General features: G+C 61.7%; 26 protein-coding genes and 1 tRNA gene. 26 read left to right on the top strand and 1 reads right to left on the bottom strand.

What is annotated here, in order from left to right; translation table 11 throughout:
- Window positions 1-76: 76 nt before the first annotated feature.
- The 19 genes from NCS00_RS12755 to tatC all read left to right on the top strand — a co-directional run bounded on the left by NCS00_RS12755 (window position 77) and on the right by tatC (window position 13,677).
- Window positions 77-1,003 carry an ABC transporter ATP-binding protein gene (locus tag NCS00_RS12755; protein ID WP_008344124.1) on the top strand — a complete coding sequence of 309 codons (927 nt, stop codon included), beginning with the start codon at window positions 77-79 and terminating at the stop codon, window positions 1,001-1,003.
- A complete protein-coding gene (locus NCS00_RS12750; protein WP_008344126.1) occupies window positions 1,000-1,755 on the top strand; it encodes an ABC transporter permease in 756 nt (251 codons plus the stop codon). The genes NCS00_RS12755 and NCS00_RS12750 overlap by 4 nt, the downstream gene beginning before the upstream one ends.
- A gap of 20 nt (window positions 1,756-1,775) precedes the next feature.
- A complete protein-coding gene (locus tag NCS00_RS12745) occupies window positions 1,776-2,015 on the top strand; it encodes a BolA family protein (RefSeq protein ID WP_008344127.1) in 240 nt (79 codons plus the stop codon).
- Window positions 2,016-2,166: 151 nt separating this feature from the next.
- Complete coding sequence (gene murA, locus NCS00_RS12740; RefSeq protein ID WP_008344128.1) at window positions 2,167-3,438, top strand: UDP-N-acetylglucosamine 1-carboxyvinyltransferase; 1,272 nt, start codon at window positions 2,167-2,169, stop codon at window positions 3,436-3,438.
- Window positions 3,435-4,127 (top strand): ATP phosphoribosyltransferase, encoded by a 693-nt coding sequence (gene hisG / locus NCS00_RS12735; protein WP_008344130.1) that lies wholly within the window; start codon window positions 3,435-3,437, stop codon window positions 4,125-4,127. The genes murA and hisG overlap by 4 nt, the downstream gene beginning before the upstream one ends.
- A 46-nt stretch (window positions 4,128-4,173) precedes the next feature.
- Window positions 4,174-5,496 carry a histidinol dehydrogenase gene (hisD, locus tag NCS00_RS12730; RefSeq protein WP_008344133.1) on the top strand — a complete coding sequence of 441 codons (1,323 nt, stop codon included), beginning with the start codon at window positions 4,174-4,176 and terminating at the stop codon, window positions 5,494-5,496.
- A gap of 75 nt (window positions 5,497-5,571) precedes the next feature.
- Window positions 5,572-6,648 (top strand): histidinol-phosphate transaminase, encoded by a 1,077-nt coding sequence (gene hisC / locus NCS00_RS12725; RefSeq protein ID WP_250440236.1) that lies wholly within the window; start codon window positions 5,572-5,574, stop codon window positions 6,646-6,648.
- Between the two features lie 16 nt (window positions 6,649-6,664).
- On the top strand, window positions 6,665-7,252 hold the full coding sequence (gene hisB, locus NCS00_RS12720; RefSeq protein ID WP_008344136.1) for an imidazoleglycerol-phosphate dehydratase HisB: 588 nt from the start codon (window positions 6,665-6,667) through the stop codon (window positions 7,250-7,252).
- Window positions 7,253-7,293: 41 nt separating this feature from the next.
- Window positions 7,294-7,914: a YchE family NAAT transporter gene (locus NCS00_RS12715; protein WP_008344137.1), complete on the top strand. Its 621-nt coding sequence runs from the start codon at window positions 7,294-7,296 to the stop codon at window positions 7,912-7,914.
- The gene (gene hisH, locus NCS00_RS12710; protein ID WP_008344139.1) at window positions 7,911-8,552 is read left to right on the top strand and encodes an imidazole glycerol phosphate synthase subunit HisH; all 642 of its coding nucleotides are present in this window, start codon (window positions 7,911-7,913) and stop codon (window positions 8,550-8,552) included. The genes NCS00_RS12715 and hisH overlap by 4 nt, the downstream gene beginning before the upstream one ends.
- A gap of 152 nt (window positions 8,553-8,704) precedes the next feature.
- Window positions 8,705-9,457: a 1-(5-phosphoribosyl)-5-[(5-phosphoribosylamino)methylideneamino]imidazole-4-carboxamide isomerase gene (hisA, locus tag NCS00_RS12705; protein WP_008344140.1), complete on the top strand. Its 753-nt coding sequence runs from the start codon at window positions 8,705-8,707 to the stop codon at window positions 9,455-9,457.
- Window positions 9,458-9,534: 77 nt separating this feature from the next.
- Entirely contained in the window at window positions 9,535-10,308 is a 774-nt protein-coding gene (gene hisF / locus NCS00_RS12700) for an imidazole glycerol phosphate synthase subunit HisF (RefSeq protein ID WP_008344141.1), read from the top strand.
- Between the two features lie 16 nt (window positions 10,309-10,324).
- A complete protein-coding gene (gene hisI, locus NCS00_RS12695; protein ID WP_208606626.1) occupies window positions 10,325-10,717 on the top strand; it encodes a phosphoribosyl-AMP cyclohydrolase in 393 nt (130 codons plus the stop codon).
- Window positions 10,714-11,082 carry a phosphoribosyl-ATP diphosphatase gene (locus tag NCS00_RS12690; protein ID WP_008344143.1) on the top strand — a complete coding sequence of 123 codons (369 nt, stop codon included), beginning with the start codon at window positions 10,714-10,716 and terminating at the stop codon, window positions 11,080-11,082. Before hisI ends, NCS00_RS12690 begins: the two co-directional genes overlap by 4 nt.
- Before the next feature lie 32 nt (window positions 11,083-11,114).
- Window positions 11,115-11,507: a DUF4870 family protein gene (locus NCS00_RS12685; RefSeq protein ID WP_008344144.1), complete on the top strand. Its 393-nt coding sequence runs from the start codon at window positions 11,115-11,117 to the stop codon at window positions 11,505-11,507.
- 30 nt (window positions 11,508-11,537) lie between these two features.
- Window positions 11,538-11,900: a histidine triad nucleotide-binding protein gene (locus NCS00_RS12680; RefSeq protein WP_008344145.1), complete on the top strand. Its 363-nt coding sequence runs from the start codon at window positions 11,538-11,540 to the stop codon at window positions 11,898-11,900.
- A 155-nt stretch (window positions 11,901-12,055) separates the two neighbouring features.
- The gene (tatA, locus tag NCS00_RS12675) at window positions 12,056-12,292 is read left to right on the top strand and encodes a Sec-independent protein translocase subunit TatA (protein WP_008344146.1); all 237 of its coding nucleotides are present in this window, start codon (window positions 12,056-12,058) and stop codon (window positions 12,290-12,292) included.
- Between the two features lie 36 nt (window positions 12,293-12,328).
- The gene (gene tatB, locus NCS00_RS12670; protein WP_008344147.1) at window positions 12,329-12,856 is read left to right on the top strand and encodes a Sec-independent protein translocase protein TatB; all 528 of its coding nucleotides are present in this window, start codon (window positions 12,329-12,331) and stop codon (window positions 12,854-12,856) included.
- A gap of 44 nt (window positions 12,857-12,900) precedes the next feature.
- Window positions 12,901-13,677 carry a twin-arginine translocase subunit TatC gene (gene tatC, locus NCS00_RS12665; protein ID WP_008344148.1) on the top strand — a complete coding sequence of 259 codons (777 nt, stop codon included), beginning with the start codon at window positions 12,901-12,903 and terminating at the stop codon, window positions 13,675-13,677.
- A gap of 97 nt (window positions 13,678-13,774) precedes the next feature.
- Here tatC and NCS00_RS12660 read toward each other — a convergent pair whose 3' ends face one another.
- Entirely contained in the window at window positions 13,775-14,992 is a 1,218-nt protein-coding gene (locus NCS00_RS12660) for a S1C family serine protease (RefSeq protein WP_239295406.1), read from the bottom strand.
- 20 nt (window positions 14,993-15,012) lie between these two features.
- Between NCS00_RS12660 and NCS00_RS12655 the strand changes: the two genes are divergently transcribed.
- The 7 genes from NCS00_RS12655 to NCS00_RS12625 all read left to right on the top strand — a co-directional run bounded on the left by NCS00_RS12655 (window position 15,013) and on the right by NCS00_RS12625 (window position 20,104).
- Window positions 15,013-15,759: a Nif3-like dinuclear metal center hexameric protein gene (locus NCS00_RS12655; RefSeq protein WP_008344150.1), complete on the top strand. Its 747-nt coding sequence runs from the start codon at window positions 15,013-15,015 to the stop codon at window positions 15,757-15,759.
- A gap of 218 nt (window positions 15,760-15,977) precedes the next feature.
- On the top strand, window positions 15,978-16,598 hold the full coding sequence (gene petA, locus NCS00_RS12650; protein ID WP_008344151.1) for a ubiquinol-cytochrome c reductase iron-sulfur subunit: 621 nt from the start codon (window positions 15,978-15,980) through the stop codon (window positions 16,596-16,598).
- Entirely contained in the window at window positions 16,599-17,981 is a 1,383-nt protein-coding gene (locus tag NCS00_RS12645) for a cytochrome b (RefSeq protein ID WP_175983058.1), read from the top strand.
- A gap of 23 nt (window positions 17,982-18,004) precedes the next feature.
- Entirely contained in the window at window positions 18,005-18,760 is a 756-nt protein-coding gene (locus NCS00_RS12640; RefSeq protein ID WP_008344153.1) for a cytochrome c1, read from the top strand.
- Window positions 18,761-18,853: 93 nt separating this feature from the next.
- The gene (locus NCS00_RS12635; RefSeq protein ID WP_008344155.1) at window positions 18,854-19,465 is read left to right on the top strand and encodes a glutathione S-transferase N-terminal domain-containing protein; all 612 of its coding nucleotides are present in this window, start codon (window positions 18,854-18,856) and stop codon (window positions 19,463-19,465) included.
- A 62-nt stretch (window positions 19,466-19,527) separates the two neighbouring features.
- Complete coding sequence (locus NCS00_RS12630; RefSeq protein WP_008344157.1) at window positions 19,528-20,010, top strand: ClpXP protease specificity-enhancing factor; 483 nt, start codon at window positions 19,528-19,530, stop codon at window positions 20,008-20,010.
- Between the two features lie 18 nt (window positions 20,011-20,028).
- A tRNA-Thr gene (locus NCS00_RS12625) sits at window positions 20,029-20,104 on the top strand.
- The last annotated feature ends 270 nt before the right edge of the window (window positions 20,105-20,374 follow it).

Below are 20,374 nucleotides of genomic sequence, written 5' to 3'. Positions count from 1 at the left end.
TTTTGTCTGAGGAAGGGAACGTCAGGCGAAAGTCCGCACAATCGAGGCGCGGCCGCACGAGGCGCGCGCACTGTCCATGTCAGCCATAGAAATCCGAAACGTCAGGAAGCGCTACAAGGATCTCCAGGCGCTCAAAGGCGTGAGCCTCACGGTGGAAGAGGGCGAGTTCTTCGGCTTGCTCGGCCCCAACGGTGCGGGCAAAACCACGTTGATCAGCATTCTGGCCGGTCTGGCGCGCGCCGATAGCGGCACGATCTCCGTGCGTGGTCACGATGTCGTCAGCGACTTCCGGGCCGCGCGCCGTGCGCTCGGCGTCGTGCCGCAGGAACTGGTGTTCGATCCGTTCTTCACCGTGCGCGAGTCGTTGCGCATCCAGTCGGGCTATTTCGGCTTGCGCAACAACGACGACTGGATCGACGAGGTCATGGCCAATCTCGATCTCACCGAGAAAGCCGACGTCAACACGCGCGCCCTCTCGGGCGGGATGAAGCGACGCGTGCTCGTGGCGCAGGCGCTCGTGCATCGGCCGCCGGTGATCGTGCTCGACGAGCCCACCGCCGGCGTCGATGTCGAACTGCGTCAGACACTCTGGAAATTCATCTCGCGCCTGAATCGCGAGGGCCACACGATCGTCCTGACGACGCACTATCTCGAAGAAGCCGAGTCGCTGTGTCATCGGCTCGCGATGCTTCGTCGCGGCGAAGTCGTCGCCCTCGAACGCACGAGCACGCTGCTGCAGCGCTTTTCGGGCATGCAACTGTATCTGCGTCTGTCGAACGGCGCGTTGCCGGCGGACTTGCGCGCGCTCGAAGTCGATCCGCACGCGGTGATGGGCGCGCAACATCTGCTGCGTCTCGCGAGCTATGACGACGTGGAGCCGATTCTCGCGAAATGCCGCGCGGCCGGCTGCACATTCGATGAAATCGAAGTGCGCAAGGCGGATCTGGAAGACGTGTTCGTGCAGGTGATGAACGAGCCGGAAGTGGTCGAGGGACTTTCATGAGCGGCTTCCAGACGTTGTTCTACAAGGAGCTGCTGCGCTTCTGGAAGGTTTCGTTTCAGACGGTCCTCGCGCCGATCGTGACGGCGCTTCTGTACCTGACGATCTTCGGTCATGCGCTTTCCGGCCGCGTCGAGGTGTATCCCGGCGTCGGTTATACGAGTTTTCTCGTGCCCGGCCTCGTGATGATGAGCGTGCTGCAGAACGCGTTCGCGAACAGTTCGTCGTCGCTGATCCAGTCGAAGATCACCGGCAATCTGGTGTTCGTGCTGCTGCCGCCGATCGCGCATTGGGAGATGTTCTTTGCGTATGTGCTGGCGTCGGTCGTGCGCGGCCTGTGCGTCGGCTTCGGCGTGTTCGTCGTGACGATATGGTTCATCCCGATGTCGTTTTCCGCGCCGCTCTACATCATTGCGTTCGCGATCCTCGGTTCGGGCATTCTCGGCACGCTGGGTCTGATCGCGGGCATCTGGGCCGACAAGTTCGACCAGCTGGCCGCGTTCCAGAACTTCCTCATCATGCCGCTCACGTTTCTTTCAGGCGTGTTCTACTCGACACATACGCTGCCGCCCGTGTGGCGCGCGGTGTCGCATCTGAACCCGTTTTTCTACATGATCGACGGCTTTCGCTATGGCTTCTTCGGCCTGTCCGACGTGAATCCGTTGATGAGCCTCGGCATCGTCGGCGGATTTTTGGCCGTGCTGGCGTTGATCGCCGTGCGACTGCTCGCGAGCGGCTACAAGCTGCGTCACTAATTCTCAAGGAGACTTCCACCATGTTGCCGACTCCGGAGCAGGTGAAGGATTACATCGCCAAAGGCCTCGCTTGCCAGCATTTGGAAGTGGAGGGCGATGGCCAGCATTTTTTCGCGACCATCGTGAGCGACGCGTTCGTCGGCAAGCGGCTGATCGCGCGTCATCAACTGGTTTATGCGGCGCTCGGCGAGCGCATGAAACAGGAGATTCATGCACTCAGCATGAAGACCCTGACCCCCGACGAGTGGAAATCGGCCTGAGTCCACCCGGCGAAGCCAAATCAGGTCATACGACTCAACACACGTAACACCGGCATCACCGGAAAGACAAAGGCAGTAAAGAGTGCGATTCATTCAAGACAACGGCGGCGCTGAAAAGGGCACCGCAGGCAGCTCGGTCGAAGGACAAGCCATGGATAAACTGGTCATCACGGGAGGCGCGAAGCTCTCCGGCGAAATCACCGTTTCGGGTGCGAAGAACGCGGCGCTGCCGATTCTTTGCGCAAGCCTTCTCACCGCCGACGACGTCCATCTGTCGAACGTGCCGAATCTTCAGGACGTTCGCACGATGGTCAAGCTGTTGCGCCAGATGGGCGTGCAGTCCGAAGTGTCCGGCGACGGGCGCGTGAACCTCAACGCGTCGAAGGTCGACAAGCTCGTCGCGCCGTACGAAATGGTCAAGACGATGCGCGCGTCGATTCTCGTGCTCGGTCCGCTCGTCGCGCGCTTCGGCGAAGCGAAGGTGTCGCTGCCCGGCGGCTGCGCGATCGGCGCGCGTCCGGTCGATCAGCACATCAAGGGCCTGCAGGCGATGGGCGCCGAGATCAACATCGAGCACGGCTTCATCGAAGCGCGCGCGAAGCGTCTGAAGGGCGCGCGCATCATCACCGACATGATCACCGTCACCGGCACCGAGAACCTGCTGATGGCGGCGGTGCTGGCCGACGGCGAGACGGTCATCGAGAACGCCGCGCGCGAACCCGAAGTGAGCGACCTCGCGCATCTGCTCGTGAAGATGGGCGCGAAGATCGACGGCATCGGCACCGACCGTCTCGTGATTCAGGGCGTCGACAAGCTGCACGGCGCGAAGCACGACGTCGTGCCGGACCGCATTGAAGCGGGCACGTTCCTGTGCGCGGTCGCGGCCGCGGGCGGCGACGTCACGCTGCGTCGCGTGAGCTCGCATCTGCTCGACGCCGTGACGGCGAAGCTGCGCGAAGCCGGCGTGACGATCGAGGAAGGCGACGACTGGATGCGCGTGCGTATGGGCAAGCGCGCCGAAGCGGTGAATATCCGCACGTCCGAATACCCGGCGTTCCCGACCGACATGCAGGCGCAGTTCATGGCGCTCAACACGATCGCGAAGGGCACGTCGCAAGTCGTCGAGACGATCTTCGAGAACCGCTTCATGCACGTTCAGGAGCTGAATCGTCTGGGCGCGAGCATCACCATCGACGGCAACACGGCGCTCATCGCCGGCGTCGAGAAGCTGTCCGGCGCGAAGGTCATGGCGACCGATCTGCGCGCGTCGGCGAGTCTCGTGATCGCGGCGATGTGCGCGGACGGCGAAACGCTGATCGACCGCATCTACCATCTGGATCGCGGCTACGACCGCATGGAATCGAAGCTGACGGCGGTCGGCGCGAACGTGCGCCGCATCAAGGGCAGCGGGAGCGAGCAATGAGTTCGCTGCCGCAGACGTCGTCGTCGGTGCAGCCGAGCGCGCCCCTCACGCTCGCGTTGTCGAAAGGGCGTATCTTCGAGGAGACGCTGCCGCTGCTCGCCGCCGCCGGCGTGCAGGTGGCCGAAGATCCGGAAAGCTCGCGCAAACTGATCCTTCCGACGACGAATCCGAATCTGCGCGTGATCATCGTGCGCGCGACCGATGTGCCGACTTACGTCGAGTACGGCGCGGCCGATTTCGGCGTCGCGGGTAAGGACGTGCTGATCGAGCACGGCGGCAGCGGCCTGTATCAGCCGGTCGATCTCGATATCGCGCGCTGCCGTATGTCGGTGGCCGTGAAGAACGGTTTCGACTATGCGAGCGCGGTGCGCCAGGGCGCGCGTCTGAAGGTCGCGACGAAGTACACGGAAACCGCGCGTCAGCATTTCGCGGCGAAGGGCGTGCACGTCGATCTGATCAAGCTGTACGGATCGATGGAACTCGCGCCGCTCGTCGGCCTGGCCGATGCGATCGTCGATCTGGTCAGCTCGGGCGGCACGCTGCGGGCGAACAATCTCGTCGAAGTCGAAGAGATCATGCAGATTTCCTCGCGCCTCGTCGTGAATCAGGCGGCGCTGAAGCTGAAGCGCGCGGCGCTCAAGCCGTTCCTCGACGCGTTCGAGCGCGCGACGGTCAGCAAGGGAAATTAGGCGGGCCGCACGACGCGGCGCGCCAACAGCAAAACGGAAAACCAGCATGTCTATCAAGATTCGCAAACTCGATTCCAGCGCCGACGGTTTCCAGAAGGCGCTGCGTGCGGTCCTCGCGTTCGAAGCGAGCGAGGATGAGGCGATCGAGCGCTCGGTCGCGCAGATTCTCGCGGACGTGAAGGCGCGCGGCGACGAAGCCGTGCTCGAATACACCAACAAGTTCGATCGTCTGAAGGCGGACAGCGTCGCGGCGCTCGAACTGCCGCTCTCGGAGATGGAAGCCGCGCTCGAAGGGCTCGAACCGAAGCGCCGCGCGGCGCTCGAAGCGGCGGCGGCGCGCGTGCGCGGCTATCACGAGAAGCAGCGCATCGAATGCGGCAGCCATAGCTGGCACTACACCGAAGCCGACGGCACCGTGCTCGGCCAGAAGGTCACGCCGCTCGATCGCGCGGGCATCTATGTGCCGGGCGGCAAGGCGGCGTATCCGTCGTCCGTGCTGATGAACGCGATTCCGGCGCGCGTGGCGGGCGTGAAGGAAATCGTGATGGTCGTGCCGACGCCCGATGGCGTGAAGAATCCGCTGGTGCTCGCGGCGGCGCTGCTCGGCGGCGTGGATCGCGTGTTCACGATCGGCGGCGCGCAAGCGGTGGCCGCGCTCGCGTACGGCACGCAAAGCGTGCCTGCCGTCGACAAGATTTGCGGTCCGGGTAACGCGTATGTCGCGTCGGCGAAGCGGCGCGTGTTCGGTACGGTCGGCATCGACATGATCGCGGGGCCGTCCGAAATTCTCGTGATCTGCGACGCCACCACCGATCCGCGCTGGGTCGCGATGGACCTCTTCTCGCAGGCCGAGCACGACGAGCTCGCGCAATCCATTCTGCTGTGCCCGGACGACGACTTCATCCAGCGCGTGGAAGACGCGATCGTCGAGCTGCTGCCGGCGATGCCGCGTCGCGACGTCATCCAGCGCTCGCTCGAAGATCGCGGCGCGCTCATCAAGGTGAAGGACATGGCCGAGGCGTGCGCGATCGCCAACGATATCGCGCCGGAGCATCTTGAGATTTCCGCGCTCGATCCGCATCAGTGGGCCGCGCAAATTCACAACGCAGGCGCGATGTTCCTCGGCCGCTACACGAGCGAAAGCCTCGGCGATTACTGCGCGGGCCCGAACCACGTATTGCCGACGTCGCGCACCGCGCGCTTCTCGTCGCCGCTCGGCGTCTACGACTTCATGAAGCGTTCGAGCGTGATCGAAGTGAGCGCGGACGGCGCGCAGACGCTCGGCGAAATCGCGGCGGAACTGGCGTACGGCGAAGGCCTGCAGGCGCACGCGAAGAGCGCCGAATACCGGATGAAAAAAGTCGGCTGAAGCGAAAACCGGCCCGAATGAACGAGGCGGCCTGAGAGCCGCCACCCGAACCGGCGAGAGAGACGCCGGGAAAACATGACGACATCACAAGACATCATCCGACCCGACGTCCTCGCGATGACGAGCTATCCCGTGCCCGATGCCACGGGCCTCATCAAGCTCGACGCGATGGAAAATCCCTACACGCTGCCCGCCGACCTCGCCAAAGCATTGGGCGAGCATCTCGCGGGCGTCGCGCTGAACCGTTATCCCGCGCCGCGTCCGGCGGAATTGCTCGCCAAGATCAAGCGCACGATGAACGTGCCCGACGCCTGCGACGTGCTGCTCGGCAACGGTTCGGACGAGCTCATCAGCATGATGTCGGTCGCGTGCTCGAAGCCGGGCGCGAAGGTCGTCGCGCCGGTGCCGGGCTTCGTGATGTACGAAATGTCGGCGAAATTCGCGCATCTCGAGTTCATCGGTGTGCCGCTGAAGGCCGACTTCACGCTCGACGCCGACGCGCTCGTCGCCGCCATCGATGAGCACGCGCCGGCGCTCGTCTATCTGGCGTATCCGAACAACCCGACCGGCACGCTCTACGACGACGCCGACATCGAACGCGTGATCGCCGCGTCGAAGAAGAGTCTCGTCGTGATCGACGAGGCGTATCAGCCGTTCGCCGAAAAAAGCTGGATGCCGCGCGCGGCGGAGTTCGACAACGTCGTCGTGATGCGGACTGTCTCGAAGCTCGGGCTCGCGGGCATCCGTCTCGGCTACATGGCGGGCCGACCCTCGTGGATCACGCAGTTCGACAAAGTGCGCCCGCCGTACAACATCAACGTGCTGACGCAGGCCACGGCCGATTTCCTGCTCGATCACCTCGACGTGCTCGACGCTCAAGCGGCCGAACTGCGCGCGCAACGCACGAAACTCGCACGCGAAGTGGCGGCGCTGCCCGGCATGACGGTATTCCCGAGCGCGGGCAATTTCCTGCTCGTGCGCGTTCCGGACGCCGCCGTTGCTTTCGAAACCCTTCTGACTTCGCGGGTTTTGGTAAAAAACGTGGGTAAAATGCACCCATTGCTGGCTAACTGCGTGCGTTTGACGGTCGGCTCTGCCGAAGAAAACGCGCAAATGGTCGCCGCGCTCAAGAAGCTCCCCACTCTCGATTAAGTCTCAAGGAATCACCATGCGTATTGCGGAAGTCGTTCGCAACACCAGCGAAACGCAGATCCGTGTGAAGCTCGATCTGGACGGCACCGGCAAGCAGAAGCTCGCCACCGGCGTCCCGTTCCTCGATCACATGCTCGACCAGATTGCCCGTCACGGGCTCATCGATCTCGACATCGAAGCGCATGGCGACCTCCATATCGACGATCACCATACGGTAGAAGACACCGGCATCACGCTCGGAATGGCCATCGCGAAGGCCATCGGCGACCGCAAGGGCATTCGCCGTTACGGGCATTCGTACGTACCGCTCGACGAAGCGCTGTCGCGCGTCGTCATCGATTTTTCGGGGCGTCCGGGGCTCGAGTTCCATGTGCCGTTCACGCGCGCGCGCATCGGCACGTTCGACGTCGATCTGACCATCGAATTCTTCCGCGGATTCGTGAATCACGCCGGCGTGACGCTGCATATCGACAACCTGCGCGGCATCAACGCGCATCATCAGGTCGAAACCGTGTTCAAGGCGTTCGGTCGCGCGCTGCGCATGGCGTGCGAAGTCGACGAGCGCGCGGCGGGGCAGATTCCGTCGACCAAAGGCAGTCTCTAAGCCGACTGACCGGTTCGGCGCGTTGCTGCGCCGGAAAAAAGATGGATTTGTTCAAGTCGTTTATCTCATTGCTCGCGCTGATCAACCCGATCGGCGCGATACCGTTTTTTCTCAGCCTGACCTCGCAGCAATCCGATCTCGAAAGACGCAACACGATTCGCGTCGCTTCGATTTCAGTCTTCTGCGTGATCGCGGTGACGGCGCTGCTCGGCCAGCAGATCATCGCGTTCTTCGGGATTTCGGTCGGGTCGTTCGAAGTGGGCGGCGGCATCATCATGCTGCTCATGGCGATCAGCATGTTGAACGCGCAGGTCGGCAATGCGCGTTCGACGCCGGAAGAACGCATGGAAGCCGAGGAGCGCAATAGCATCGCGGTCGTGCCGCTCGCGATTCCGCTGCTCACCGGTCCCGGCTCGATCAGCACGGTGATCGTCTATGCCGCGAATGCGCAACACTGGTACGACCGCTTCGGGCTCGTCGTGCTGGGCGCGATCATCGCGGGGCTGTGCTTCGGCGCGCTGAATCTCGCCGAGCCGATCGCGCGCGTCGTCGGGCGCACGGGAATCAACATCGGCACGCGTCTCATGGGTTTGATGTTGTCCGCATTGGCGGTGGAGTTCATCGTCGACGGGTTGAAGGCCTTGATGCCATCTTTGAAATGAATACTTCGATTGCGATTGTTGATTACGGAATGGGCAACCTGCGCTCGGTCTACCAGGCGCTGAAGAAGGCTGCACCCGAAGCGAACGTGGCGATCGTCGATCAGCCGCAAGGCATTCACGCGGCGGATCGCGTCGTGCTGCCGGGCCAGGGCGCGATGCGCGACTGCATGGGGCATCTCGCCGAATCCGGTTTGCAGGAAGCGGTGATGCAGGCGGCGCGCGAAAAGCCGATGCTCGGCGTGTGCGTCGGCGAGCAGATGCTCTTCGACTGGAGCGAGGAAGGCGACACGAAGGGCCTCGGTCTTCTGCCCGGCAAGGTCGTGCGCTTCCAGCTCGACGGTCTGCTGCAGGACGACGGCTCGCGCTTCAAGGTGCCGCAAATGGGCTGGAATCGCGTGCGTCAGACACAGGCGCATCCGGTCTGGGACGGCGTCGCGGACGGCGCGTTCTTCTACTTCGTCCACAGCTACTACGTGGTGCCGGACAATCCGGCTCACACATCCGGCGAAACCGTGTACGGCAGCGCGTTCACGTCGGCGGTTGCGCGCGACAATATCTTCGCGACCCAATTCCACCCCGAAAAGAGCGCGGACGCAGGATTGCGTCTCTATCGCAATTTCGTGCACTGGAACCCGTGAAATACCGTGCCCGCTAGCGTTTTCGCCTATTACTACGGGCGCATGACCGTTGCAAGACTTGTACTACACTAGCGAGACGGCCCGCGGCACAGGCACGAAAGACCGCACGCGCGCCGTTTTGATCAACTTCACCCAGAAAATACGCGATACCTATGCTGCTCATTCCGGCCATCGATCTTAAGGACGGTCAGTGCGTGCGCCTCAAGCAGGGCGATATGGACCAGGCGACCATTTTTTCAGAGGATCCGGCGGCCATGGCCCGACATTGGGTCGATCGCGGCGCACGGCGATTGCATCTGGTCGATCTGAACGGCGCGTTCGCCGGCAAGCCCAGAAACGGCGACGCGATCCGCGCGATCCTCGATGAAGTCGGCAGCGAGATTCCCGTGCAGTTGGGCGGCGGCATCCGCGATCTGGAAACCATCGAGCGCTATCTGGACGACGGCCTGTCGTACATCATCATCGGCACGGCGGCGGTGAAGAATCCGGGCTTCCTGCAGGACGCGTGCAGCGCGTTCGGGGGACACATCATCGTCGGGCTGGACGCGAAGGACGGCAAGGTCGCGACGGACGGCTGGAGCAAGCTCACCGGTCACGAGGTCGTCGATCTCGGCCGCAAGTTCGAAGACTACGGCTGCGAATCGATCATCTACACGGACATCGGCCGTGACGGCATGCTTCAGGGCCTCAACCTCGAAGCGACGGTGCGTCTCGCGCGGGCGGTGAAGATTCCAGTGATCGCGAGCGGCGGGCTGTCGAGCATCGCGGACATCGAATCGCTCTGCGAAGTCGAGGACGAAGGCATCGAAGGCGTGATCTGCGGCCGCGCGATCTACTCCGGCGATCTCGATTTCAAGGCCGCCCAGACCCGCGCTGACGCGCTGCGCGAGGCCGACGGCGCCTGATACGCCCGAGCGCGAGCACATCTGAGCAGCACTCCGGGCGGCCGCGGCGCCGCCCTTACTCCGTAAGTGGCAAGAACATGGCTCTCGCAAAACGCATCATTCCCTGTCTCGACGTAACCGCCGGCCGCGTCGTGAAGGGCGTCAATTTCGTCGAACTGCGCGACGCGGGCGATCCCGTCGAAATCGCGCGGCGTTACGACGATCAGGGCGCCGACGAACTCACGTTCCTCGATATCACCGCGACTTCCGATCAACGCGATCTCATTCTGCCGATCATCGAATCGGTGGCGTCGCAGGTGTTCATTCCGCTGACGGTCGGCGGCGGCGTGCGCGCGGTCGAAGACGTGCGGCGTCTGCTCAACGCGGGCGCGGACAAGATCAGCATGAATTCGTCGGCGGTCGCGAATCCGCAACTCGTGCGCGACGCGTCGGACAAGCACGGCTCGCAGTGCATCGTCGTCGCGATCGATGCGAAACGCGTGTCGGCCGAAGGCGAAACGCCGCGCTGGGAAGTCTTCACGCACGGCGGCCGTAAGGCGACGGGCATCGACGCGATCGAATGGGCGCGCAAGATGGCCGAATTCGGCGCCGGCGAAATCCTGCTCACCAGCATGGATCGTGACGGCACCAAAGCCGGCTTCGATCTCGCGTTGACGCGCGCCGTGTCGGACGCGGTGCCGGTGCCGGTGATCGCGTCGGGCGGCGTCGGATCGTTGCAGCATCTGGCGGATGGCATCGTCGAAGGTCACGCGGACGCGGTGCTTGCCGCGAGCATCTTCCACTACGGCGAGCACACCGTCGGCGAAGCGAAGCGCTTCATGGCCGATCACGGCATTTCGGTGAGGACTTGAAACCGTGAGCGATCAGATGACCTGGCTCGACAAGGTGAAGTGGGACGCGAACGGCCTCGTGCCGGTGATCGCGCAGGAAGCATCGACCAACGACGTGCTCATGTTCGCGTGGATGAATCGCGAGGCGCTCGCAAAGACCATCGAACTGAAGCGCGCGGTGTATTTCTCGCGCTCGCGGCAGCGCCTGTGGTTCAAGGGAGAAGAGTCGGGCCACGTTCAGCACGTTCACGACGTGCGCCTCGATTGCGACGAAGACGTCGTGCTGCTCAAGGTCGAGCAGGTTTCGGGCATCGCGTGCCACACCGGCCGCCATTCCTGTTTTTTCCAGAAATTCGAAGGCACGGCGGAGAACGGCGAGTGGGTCGCCGTCGAGCCGGTCCTGAAAGACCCAGAAAGCATCTACAAATGACGCAAGCCAATACGCTGGACACGCTGCTGCGCCTCGCCTCGGTCATCGACAGTCGCAAGGGCGGCGATCCGGAACAATCTTACGTTTCCCGACTCTTTCACAAGGGCGACGATGCGGTCCTGAAGAAGATCGGCGAGGAAGCGACGGAAGTCGTGCTTGCCGCGAAGGACGCCCGTCATGGCGGCGCGCCGAAGGCGCTCGTCGGCGAAGTCGCCGATCTGTGGTTTCATTGTCTCGTCATGCTGTCCCATTTCGATCTGAGCCCCGCCGACGTGGTCGCGGAACTGGAACGTCGCGAAGGTCTGTCGGGAATCGAGGAAAAGGCGCTGCGCAAGTCGCGCGAGCGTGAGCAGAACGGCGGCTGACGAGCGTCTGGCATCAGCGAAGGAGGGCACGAATGAACCGGCAATATGAACCCTATCCGCCGCCCGTCGTTCAGAACGCGAACGATCCCGAACGCCTGCGCAACATGCGCACGTTCACGCATGTTCTGTACGGCTTGTACGCCGTCTATTGGCTGACCGGCGGTCTCACGGGACTGGTCGCGATCATCCTCAACTACATCAAGCGCGGCGATGCGGCGGGCACGCCGTACGAAGATCACTTCACCTGGCAGATCCGCACCTTCTGGTGGGCGGTGCTGGGCCACGTGATCGGTTTCGCGACGATCTGGATCGGCATCGGCTTTCTGATTCTCGGTGCGGTCAGCATCTGGACGCTTTATCGCATCATCAAAGGCTGGCTGTTTCTCTACGAGAACAAGCCGATCGAACCGCGCGCGTGGTTTTGATCACATCCGTCAACGAAATCCGGCAACTCAATGAGTCAAGACAACTGCATTTTCTGCAAGATCGCTTCCGGGCAACTGCCGAGCACGAAGGTCTATGAGGACGATGAGTTCGTCGCCTTCAACGACATCAATCCTGCCGCGCCGGTGCACGTGCTGGTCATTCCGCGCAAACATATTGAAACACTTTCCCACTGCACAGAAAGTGACAGTCCGCTACTTGGTAGAATGGTGAGTCTCGTCGGACGGTTGGCGAAAGATCTGGGTGTCTCCTACACGGGAGGCGACACCGGCTTTCGAACGGTAATCAATACCGGTCCGGGCGGCGGGCAAGAGGTGTATCACATCCACGCGCATTTGCTGGCCGGCGAGCGCCCGTGGCGCCGAATGGGGTAATGCTGCAATCTTTGTTTGCATTCTCCTTTCCAATGAAATATTGGGCGAGCAAAATCGATAGTTGAGCCGAGGCGACGTGCCTCGGCCGGGGCCGCCAGGCCGATCTTCCGTCATCGGTACCCAAATCGGGGCGGAATCACGGAGAGTTTTCATTCATGGGTTCGTTAAGCATTTGGCATTGGTTGATCGTTCTGCTGATCGTAGCGCTCGTGTTCGGCACGAAGAAGCTGCGCAATATCGGCGGCGATCTGGGCGGCGCGGTGAAGGGCTTCAAGGAAGGCATGCGCGAGGGCGACACGCCGGCGAATTCGGCCGATCAGCGCGAACTGCCGCGTAACGGCGCCGTGGACGTCGAGGCGAAAGACAAGTCGCGCTCGGGCGACTATCGCTGATCCGTCTGCCGACGGTAACTCTCCACTTTTCGTTCAATGCTCGATCTCGGTCTGACCAAAATGGCGGTCATCGGCGTCGTGGCGCTGGTGGTCCTCGGGCCGGAGCGCCTGCCCGGCGTCGCACGTACGGCGGGGGCGCTCTTCGGGCGCGCGCAGCGCTATATCAACGACGTCAAATCGGAAGTCGCGCGCGAGATGGAACTCGATGAGCTGAAGAAAATGCGGACCGAGTTCGAAAACGCGGCGTCGAATGTCGAATCGACGATTCACGACACGCTGAAGCGCCACGAATCCGAGCTGAACGATGCCTGGAAAGACGGCACGTCGGTCGCGCCGAGCATCGCTGGCGGCGCTGATTCAGCGGACAGCGCCGCGTCGGACAAGCCCTGGGCCGCTACGTCTTCATCGACGTCGACCCGGCGCAAGAACTGGCGCGTGAAGCAGGCGGCGATTCCCAACTGGTACAAGCGCACGACCTCGCGTCGCACGCGGGTTCAATCGGGCGCGGCGCGCGTCGCTCGCCACACGCCCGCCACCCTGCGCCGGCAGACGAAGTTCTTCTGAGCGTGCCGCGATTCCTTCATCGATGATTTCTACCGAGGGCCGGCGTGAGCGACCCGCAACACACTAAAGAAGAGCCCGTCGAAGAGACGTTCATTTCGCATCTGGTCGAATTGCGCGACCGCATCATCCGCGCGGGCGCATCGGTCATCGTCGTGTTCATCGCGCTTGTGTATTGGGCGCCGGACATCTTCAAGCTGCTGGCGCGTCCGCTGATGCAGAACCTGCCCGCGGACGGCAAGATGATCGTCACGGACGTCACCGGCTCGTTCTTCGTGCCGATGAAAGTCACGATGCTCGTCGCCTTCGTGATCGCGCTGCCCTTCGTGCTGTATCAGGTCTGGGCGTTCGTCGCGCCGGGTTTGTATCAGCATGAGAAGAAGCTCGTCGGGCCGCTCGTTTTCAGCAGCTATACGCTTTTTCTGTGCGGCATGGCGTTCGCGTACTTCGTCGTGTTCCCGACCATCTTCCGCGTGATGGCGCACTACAACGCGCCGCTCGGCGCGGAGATGACCACGGATATCGACAATTACCTGAGCTTCGTGCTGACGATGTTCATCGCGTTCGGCGTGACGTTCGAGGTGCCGATCGTCGTCGTGCTGCTTGCGCGCATGGGCGTCGTCTCGATTCAGAAGCTCAAGCAGATTCGTCCTTACGTGATCGTCGGCGCGTTCATCATTTCCGCGGTCGTCACGCCGCCCGACGTTTTCTCGCAACTCATTCTCGCGATTCCCCTCGTCATTCTTTATGAAGCGGGGATCATCGCGGCGCGGCTCGTCGTCGGCAAGGAACAGGTCAAGAACGAGGAGCCGGCGGCGGAGTAAAGTGCGGCGTATTGTCGCGCCAGAGCGAGTGTTCGAGATAAGAAAAAGGCAGCTTCGAGCCATCGAAGCTGCCTTTTCGTTTTACGGACGTCGCGTTTTACTCGTCGCCCTGATCGCCTTGATCTTCATCCGGCATTTGCGGTGCGCGCGGCGGCGCGGGGCGCTTGCCGATCATCACGTTGAGATCCAGTTCCTTGTTCTTGCGCATCAGATGGACCTTCACCGACGTGCCCGGCTTGATCTGCGCGACGACGTTGAGCAGGCGCGTCGTGTCGGTGATCGTGTCGTCGTTGATCGACACGAGGATATCGCCCGGCTTGATGCCCGCCTTGTCCGCCGGGCCGCCCTGCAGCACGCCCGCGACAATCGCGCCGGACTTCTGATCCAGCCCGAACGATTCGGCGATCTCCGGCGTCACGTCCTGCGGTTCGACGCCGATCCAGCCGCGCGTCACGCTGCCCGTCGTGATGATGCTTTCCAGCACGCTGCGCGCGGTCGACACGGGAATCGCGAAGCCGATGCCGAGCGAGCCGCCGCTGCGCGAATAGATCGCCGTGTTGATGCCCAGCAGGTTGCCGTTCACGTCGACCAGCGCACCGCCCGAATTGCCGGGGTTGATGGCGGCGTCGGTCTGGATGAAGTTCTCGAACGTGTTGATGCCGAGGTGATTGCGCCCGAGCGCGCTGACGATGCCCATCGTGACCGTCTGGCCGACGCCGAACGGATTGCCGATCGCGAGCACGACATCGCCGACGCGCGTCTGATCCATTCGCCCGAGCGTGATGGTCGGCAGGTTGGTCATGTTGATCTTCAGCACGGCGAGGTCGGTTTCCGGATCGACGCCGATCACTTTCGCGCTGGACGTGCGACCATCGGCGAGCGCGACTTCGATTTGATCCGCCCCGTCGACGACATGCTGGTTCGTTAGAATGTAACCTTCCGAGCTGACGATGACACCGGAGCCGAGATTCGACGCGGGCGGCTCGTCGCTCTTGCGCTTGTTCTTGTCGCCGAAGAAGTAGCGGAACAGCGGGTCTTTCGCGCGCGGGTCGGGCGGCAGATTGCCGTCCTTGCTGGAGAACACGTTCACGACGGCCGGCATCGCCTTTTGCGCGCCTTCCGAAAAGGACGACTGAACGGGGCGCGAGCCGATGCTCGGCGCCACTTCCTGCAACGCGACGATCGGCTCGGCAAGCTGCTTGCCGAATTGACCCTGACGTTGAAGCCACTGCGGCTTCAAGGTCGCGATGATGAACATCAGGGCCAAAAGCACGGTGACCGCTTGGGCAAAAAATAGCCAGAAGCGTCTAAGCATTTGAAGGGATAGAGGAATTCATGGATCGGATCGAACTCGAATTGTATCTGAACAATCTGCTGGAAATCGGCCGCTTCAAGGACTATTGCCCGAACGGTCTGCAGGTTGAAGGCGCGCGCCGCGTGCAGAAGATCGCAACCGGCGTGACCGCCTCGCAAGCCTTTCTCGAAGCCGCGCTGGAGTGGGGCGCGGACACGGTGCTCGTGCATCACGGCTACTTCTGGCGCAATGAGGCGCCGCAGATCACCGGGCGCAAGCATCGAAGATTGCGCACGCTGATTGCCAACGACATCAATCTCTTCGCCTACCATCTTCCGCTCGACTCGCATCCGGAACTCGGCAACAACGCGCAGATCGGCGCACGCCTCGGACTGATCGCGGACGCGCGCTTCGCGAATCAGGATCTCGGCTGGATCGCGACGCTCGGCATGCCGCTCCCGCTCGAGCACTTCAGCGCGATGGTCGAGAACGCGCTCGGCAGGAAGCCGCTCGTGTTCGGCGACACAGACAAGGAATTGCGCCGCGTGGCGTGGTGCACGGGCGGCGCACAAGGTTACTTCGAAGAGGCCATCGCGGCGGGCGCGGACGTGTATCTGAGCGGCGAAGTCTCGGAGCAAACCATGCATATCGCGGCGGAATCGGGCGTGGCGTACATCGCGGCCGGGCATCACGCGACGGAGCGCTACGGCGTGCAGGCCGTGGGCGCGCATCTGTCCGAGCAATTCGATATCGAGCATCTTTTTATCGATATCGATAATCCGGTTTAATGACCGATTAAGCTGTGGGCGCGATTATCTGCGCTTGCGGTTGCCTTAAATGAACGCTTCACGATGTTGCGCGAAAAACGTGGGGAAAACCCTGAAGCATCAATCACTTCGAGTGATTTTTGCTAGTCAGCCCTTGTAAATGCCAACTCCATTCGCGCACACTAACGGCGGAACAACTGATGTGACGGTATAAATCCAACTCAGAAGTGGGGCGTGTGATGCGAGACAAGGATGAAAAACGCGTCGACGGCGGCCGCCGTACCTGGCTGATTGCGACGACCGCAGCAGGTGGTTTCGGAGCAGTGGCAACCGTAGTTCCCTTTGTAGGTTCGTTTGCTCCATCGGAGAAGGCCAAGGCGGCGGGCGCGCCTGTCGAGGTCGATATCAGCGGACTGAAGCCGGGCGACATGATGACCGTCGCCTGGCGCGGCAAGCCGGTGTGGATCGTGAATCGCACCGACGAAATGCTGGCCGACGTCAAGAAGGCCGACAACGAAGTAGCCGACCCGAAGTCGAAGATGGAATTCTCGATGCCGTTGCCGGAGTACTGCAACAACGAGTATCGTTCGCGCGCGGATCACAAGAACATTTTCGTGGCGGTTGCCGTGTGCACGCATCTGGGCTGCACGCCGACGCCGCGTTTCACCGAGGGTCCCCAACCCAATCTCCCCGATAACTGGCCGGGCGGCTTCCTTTGCCCGTGCCACGGCTCGACCTATGACATGGCCGGCCGCGTCTTCAAGAACAAGCCCGCGCCGCAGAACCTGGACATTCCACCGTTCATGTTCACTTCCGCGACGCAACTCGTGATCGGCAAGGACGAAAAGGGAGAGGCGTAAATGGCGACCGCAGACAAGGAAGTAGAGACAACGGGCCTGACCGGTTGGATCGATCGCCGGTTTCCCCTGACCTCGACCTGGAAGAAACACGTATCCGAGTATTACGCGCCGAAGAACTTCAACTTCTGGTACTTCTTCGGCTCGCTCGCGTTGCTGGTGCTGGTGAATCAGATCGTCACCGGTATTTTCCTCACGATGAACTACAAGCCCGATGCGACGCTCGCGTTCGCCTCGGTCGAGTACATCATGCGCGAGGTGCCGTGGGGCTGGCTCATTCGCTACATGCATTCGACGGGCGCGTCGATGTTCTTCGTCGTCGTGTATCTGCACATGTTCCGCGGGCTGATGTACGGGTCGTATCGCAAGCCGCGCGAACTCGTGTGGATCTTCGGTTGCGCGATCTTCCTGTGCCTCATGGCCGAAGCGTTCTTCGGCTATCTGCTGCCGTGGGGGCAGATGTCGTTCTGGGGCGCGCAGGTGATCGTCAACCTGTTCTCGGCGATTCCGTTCATCGGTCCGGATCTGTCGCTGTGGATTCGCGGCGATTACGTCGTCTCCGATGTCACGCTGAACCGCTTCTTCGCGTTCCATGTCATCGCGATTCCGCTCGTGCTGATCGGACTCGTGGTCGCGCACCTCGTCGCGCTGCACGAAGTCGGCTCGAACAATCCGGACGGCGTCGAGATCAAGGCGAAGAAGGACGCGAACGGCATTCCGCTCGACGGCATTCCGTTTCATCCGTACTACTCGGTGCACGACTTCATGGGCGTGTGCGTGTTCCTGCTGATCTTCGCGGCGATCATCTTTTTCGCGCCGGAAATGGGCGGCTATTTCCTCGAAGCCAACAACTTCGTGCCGGCCAATCCGTTGCAGACGCCGCCGGAAATCGCGCCGGTGTGGTACTTCACCGCGTTCTACGCGATGCTTCGCGCGACGACCGATCCGTTCAAGATCGTGCTGATGATCGTGATCGCGCTGCTCGGCGTGCTCGCGCTCGTCAAGGCGCGCGGGAAATGGAAGCTCGGCCTGCCGGTGCTCGCTGTGCTCGTGCTGATTTTCATGGCGCTGACGGAGTCGAAGTTCTGGGGCGTCGTCGTGATGGGCACGGCGGTCGTGTCGCTGTTCTTCCTGCCCTGGCTGGACCGCAGTCCGGTGAAGTCGATTCGCTATCGGCCGCTCTTTCACAAGGTCTTCTACGCGATATTCGTGTTCGCGTTCCTGATGCTCGGCTTCCTGGGCACGCGACCGCCATCGCCGGCCGCGACGCTGATCGCGCAGATCTGCGCGCTGATCTACTTCGCGTTCTTCCTCGGCATGCCTTTCTGGACGCCGCGCGGCAAATTCAAGACGCCGCCTGAGCGAGTGCACTACAAACCTCACTGAGCGCACGTCCGGAGACGAATACGATGAAAAAATGGCTCTCTACAATAGCGATGATCGGTGCGGCGATGCTCTCGTTCTGCGCACCGCCGGCGTTCGCGCAGGAAGAAGCGGTGCTCGATCGGGCGCCCGACAGTTCCGACAATCTCGCGTCCTTGCAGCACGGCGCACAAGTTTTTGTAAACTACTGCCTGAATTGCCACAGCGCGACGTTGATGCGGTACAACCGGCTGACCGATATCGGCATCAGCGAGAAGCAGATTCGAGAGAATCTGCTCTTTACTACGGACAAGGTCGGCAACACGATGTCGATCGCGATGCGCCCGGAAGATGCGAAAGCGTGGTTCGGTGCGTCGCCGCCGGATCTGTCCGTCGAAGCGCGGGCGCGCGGCAGGGACTGGCTCTACACGTACCTGCGGAGTTTCTATCACGATCCGACGCGGCCGACCGGCTGGAATAATCGCGTCTACGAAAACGTCGGCATGCCGCACGTGCTTTGGACGCTCCAAGGCGTCCGGGACGCGAAATTCGAGACCGATACGGACGAAAAGACGGGCGAAAAGGTACGAAGATTCGTCGGTTACACTCAGGTTACACCTGGTGCCATGTCGTCCGTGGATTATGATTCAACTGTGGCCGATCTCGTTTCGTACATGTCGTGGATGGCGGAACCCGCGCAGCAGACGCGCAAGCGGCTCGGCGTCTGGGTTTTGCTGTTCCTGGCGTTCTTGAGCTTCCTCGCGTGGCGCCTGAACGCGGCATACTGGAAAGATATCAAATAGCGCGCCTTCGAAGGCGTGGGTCGGCGCGACGGCGTTTTCCGCGAGGAAACGCCGCGGCCGGCCCTTCGAGTTTACTGAAGGAACTTTAAAAACATGATGGTTCTGTATTCCGGCACTACTTGCCCCTTCTCCCAGCGCTGCCGGCTGGTGTTGTTCGAAAAGGGCATGGATTTCGAGATTCGCGACGTTGACCTGTTCAACAAGCCGGAAGACATCGCGGTGATGAACCCTTACGGACAGGTCCCGATCCTCGTCGAGCGTGACCTGATCCTGTACGAGTCGAATATCATTAACGAATATATCGACGAGCGTTTTCCGCATCCGCAACTCATGCCGGCCGATCCGGTGCAGCGCGCCCGCGCACGCCTGTTCCTGCTGAACTTCGAAAAGGAACTGTTCGTTCACGTCGGCACGCTGGAAAACGAAAAGGGCAAGGCCGCCGAGAAGAATCACGAGAAGGCGCGCAGCGCGATCCGCGATCGCCTCACGCAGCTCGCCCCGATCTTCCTGAAGAACAAGTACATGCTGGGCGAGGAGTTCTCGATGCTCGACGTCGCGATTGCGCCGCTGCTGTGGCGTCTGGATCACTACGGCATCGAACTGTCGAAGAACGCAGCACCGTTGATGAAGTACGCCGAGCGGATTTTCAGCCGTCCGGCCTATATTGAAGCGCTGACGCCTTCCGAAAAGGTGATGCGTCGATAGTTTGAGTGCGTTGGGACGCGGCGGCGCGCGTTGCGCGGCCGCATTCCGACAGAGGAAAGTTGATGCAAGAGATTTCCACCAAGCCGTATTTGTTGCGCGCACTGTACGAATGGTGCACGGACAATGGTTTTACGCCTCACATCGCCGTTCGGGTCGATGCGGCTACGCGCGTGCCGCGCCAGTTCGTCCGCAACGACGAGATCGTGTTGAACATCAGTTTCGAGGCGACGAGCCAGTTGCAGATGGGCAACGAGTGGATCGAGTTCAGCGCGCGTTTCTCCGGCAAGTCACACAAGATCGAAGTGCAGGTCGCGAACGTGCTCGCTATCTACGCACGCGAGAACGGACAGGGGATGGCGTTCCCGGTCGAGCAGTCGCATTCCGGCTCGGATTTGACGAGCGCTCCCGTCGGCGCGCGATCGGCCGAGCGCGATACGCGGCAGATCGAGGAACCCGCAGACACCGCGCCGAAAGAGGATGCGCAAACTGCAGCGGATGACGATTCGAAATCGCCTGCGAGGTCTCACCTCAAAGTCGTTAAATGAAGTAGAATTCCGTGCTTCGCCGGCTTAGCTCATCTGGTAGAGCAGTTGATTTGTAATCATCAGGTGGCGGGTTCGAGTCCTGCAGCCGGCACCAAGACTTATGTCGACGGGTCGTGCGATGTCCGCACGACCCGTTTGCTTTGAGTCGGTTAGACGAGTAGGTCGAATCGATAAGAAACGTTTCAAAAACTTGTTGACACGAACCGAAACGTTCTTCATAATCTCGTTTCTCTGCTGCTGATGCAGCGACGCAAGACGGAAGTTGAAGTAAGGCTTGTCTTGCGATGTGCTCTTTAAAAACTAACAGCCGATAAGTGTGGGCGCTTGATGGCGAGTGCGGCTGGTTCTTCGGAATCGGCAATAG

It is taken from the genome of Caballeronia sp. AZ1_KS37 (assembly GCF_023631165.1).
Lineage (GTDB): Bacteria > Pseudomonadota > Gammaproteobacteria > Burkholderiales > Burkholderiaceae > Caballeronia > Caballeronia zhejiangensis.
This window is presented reverse-complemented; position numbering and strand designations above follow the sequence as displayed.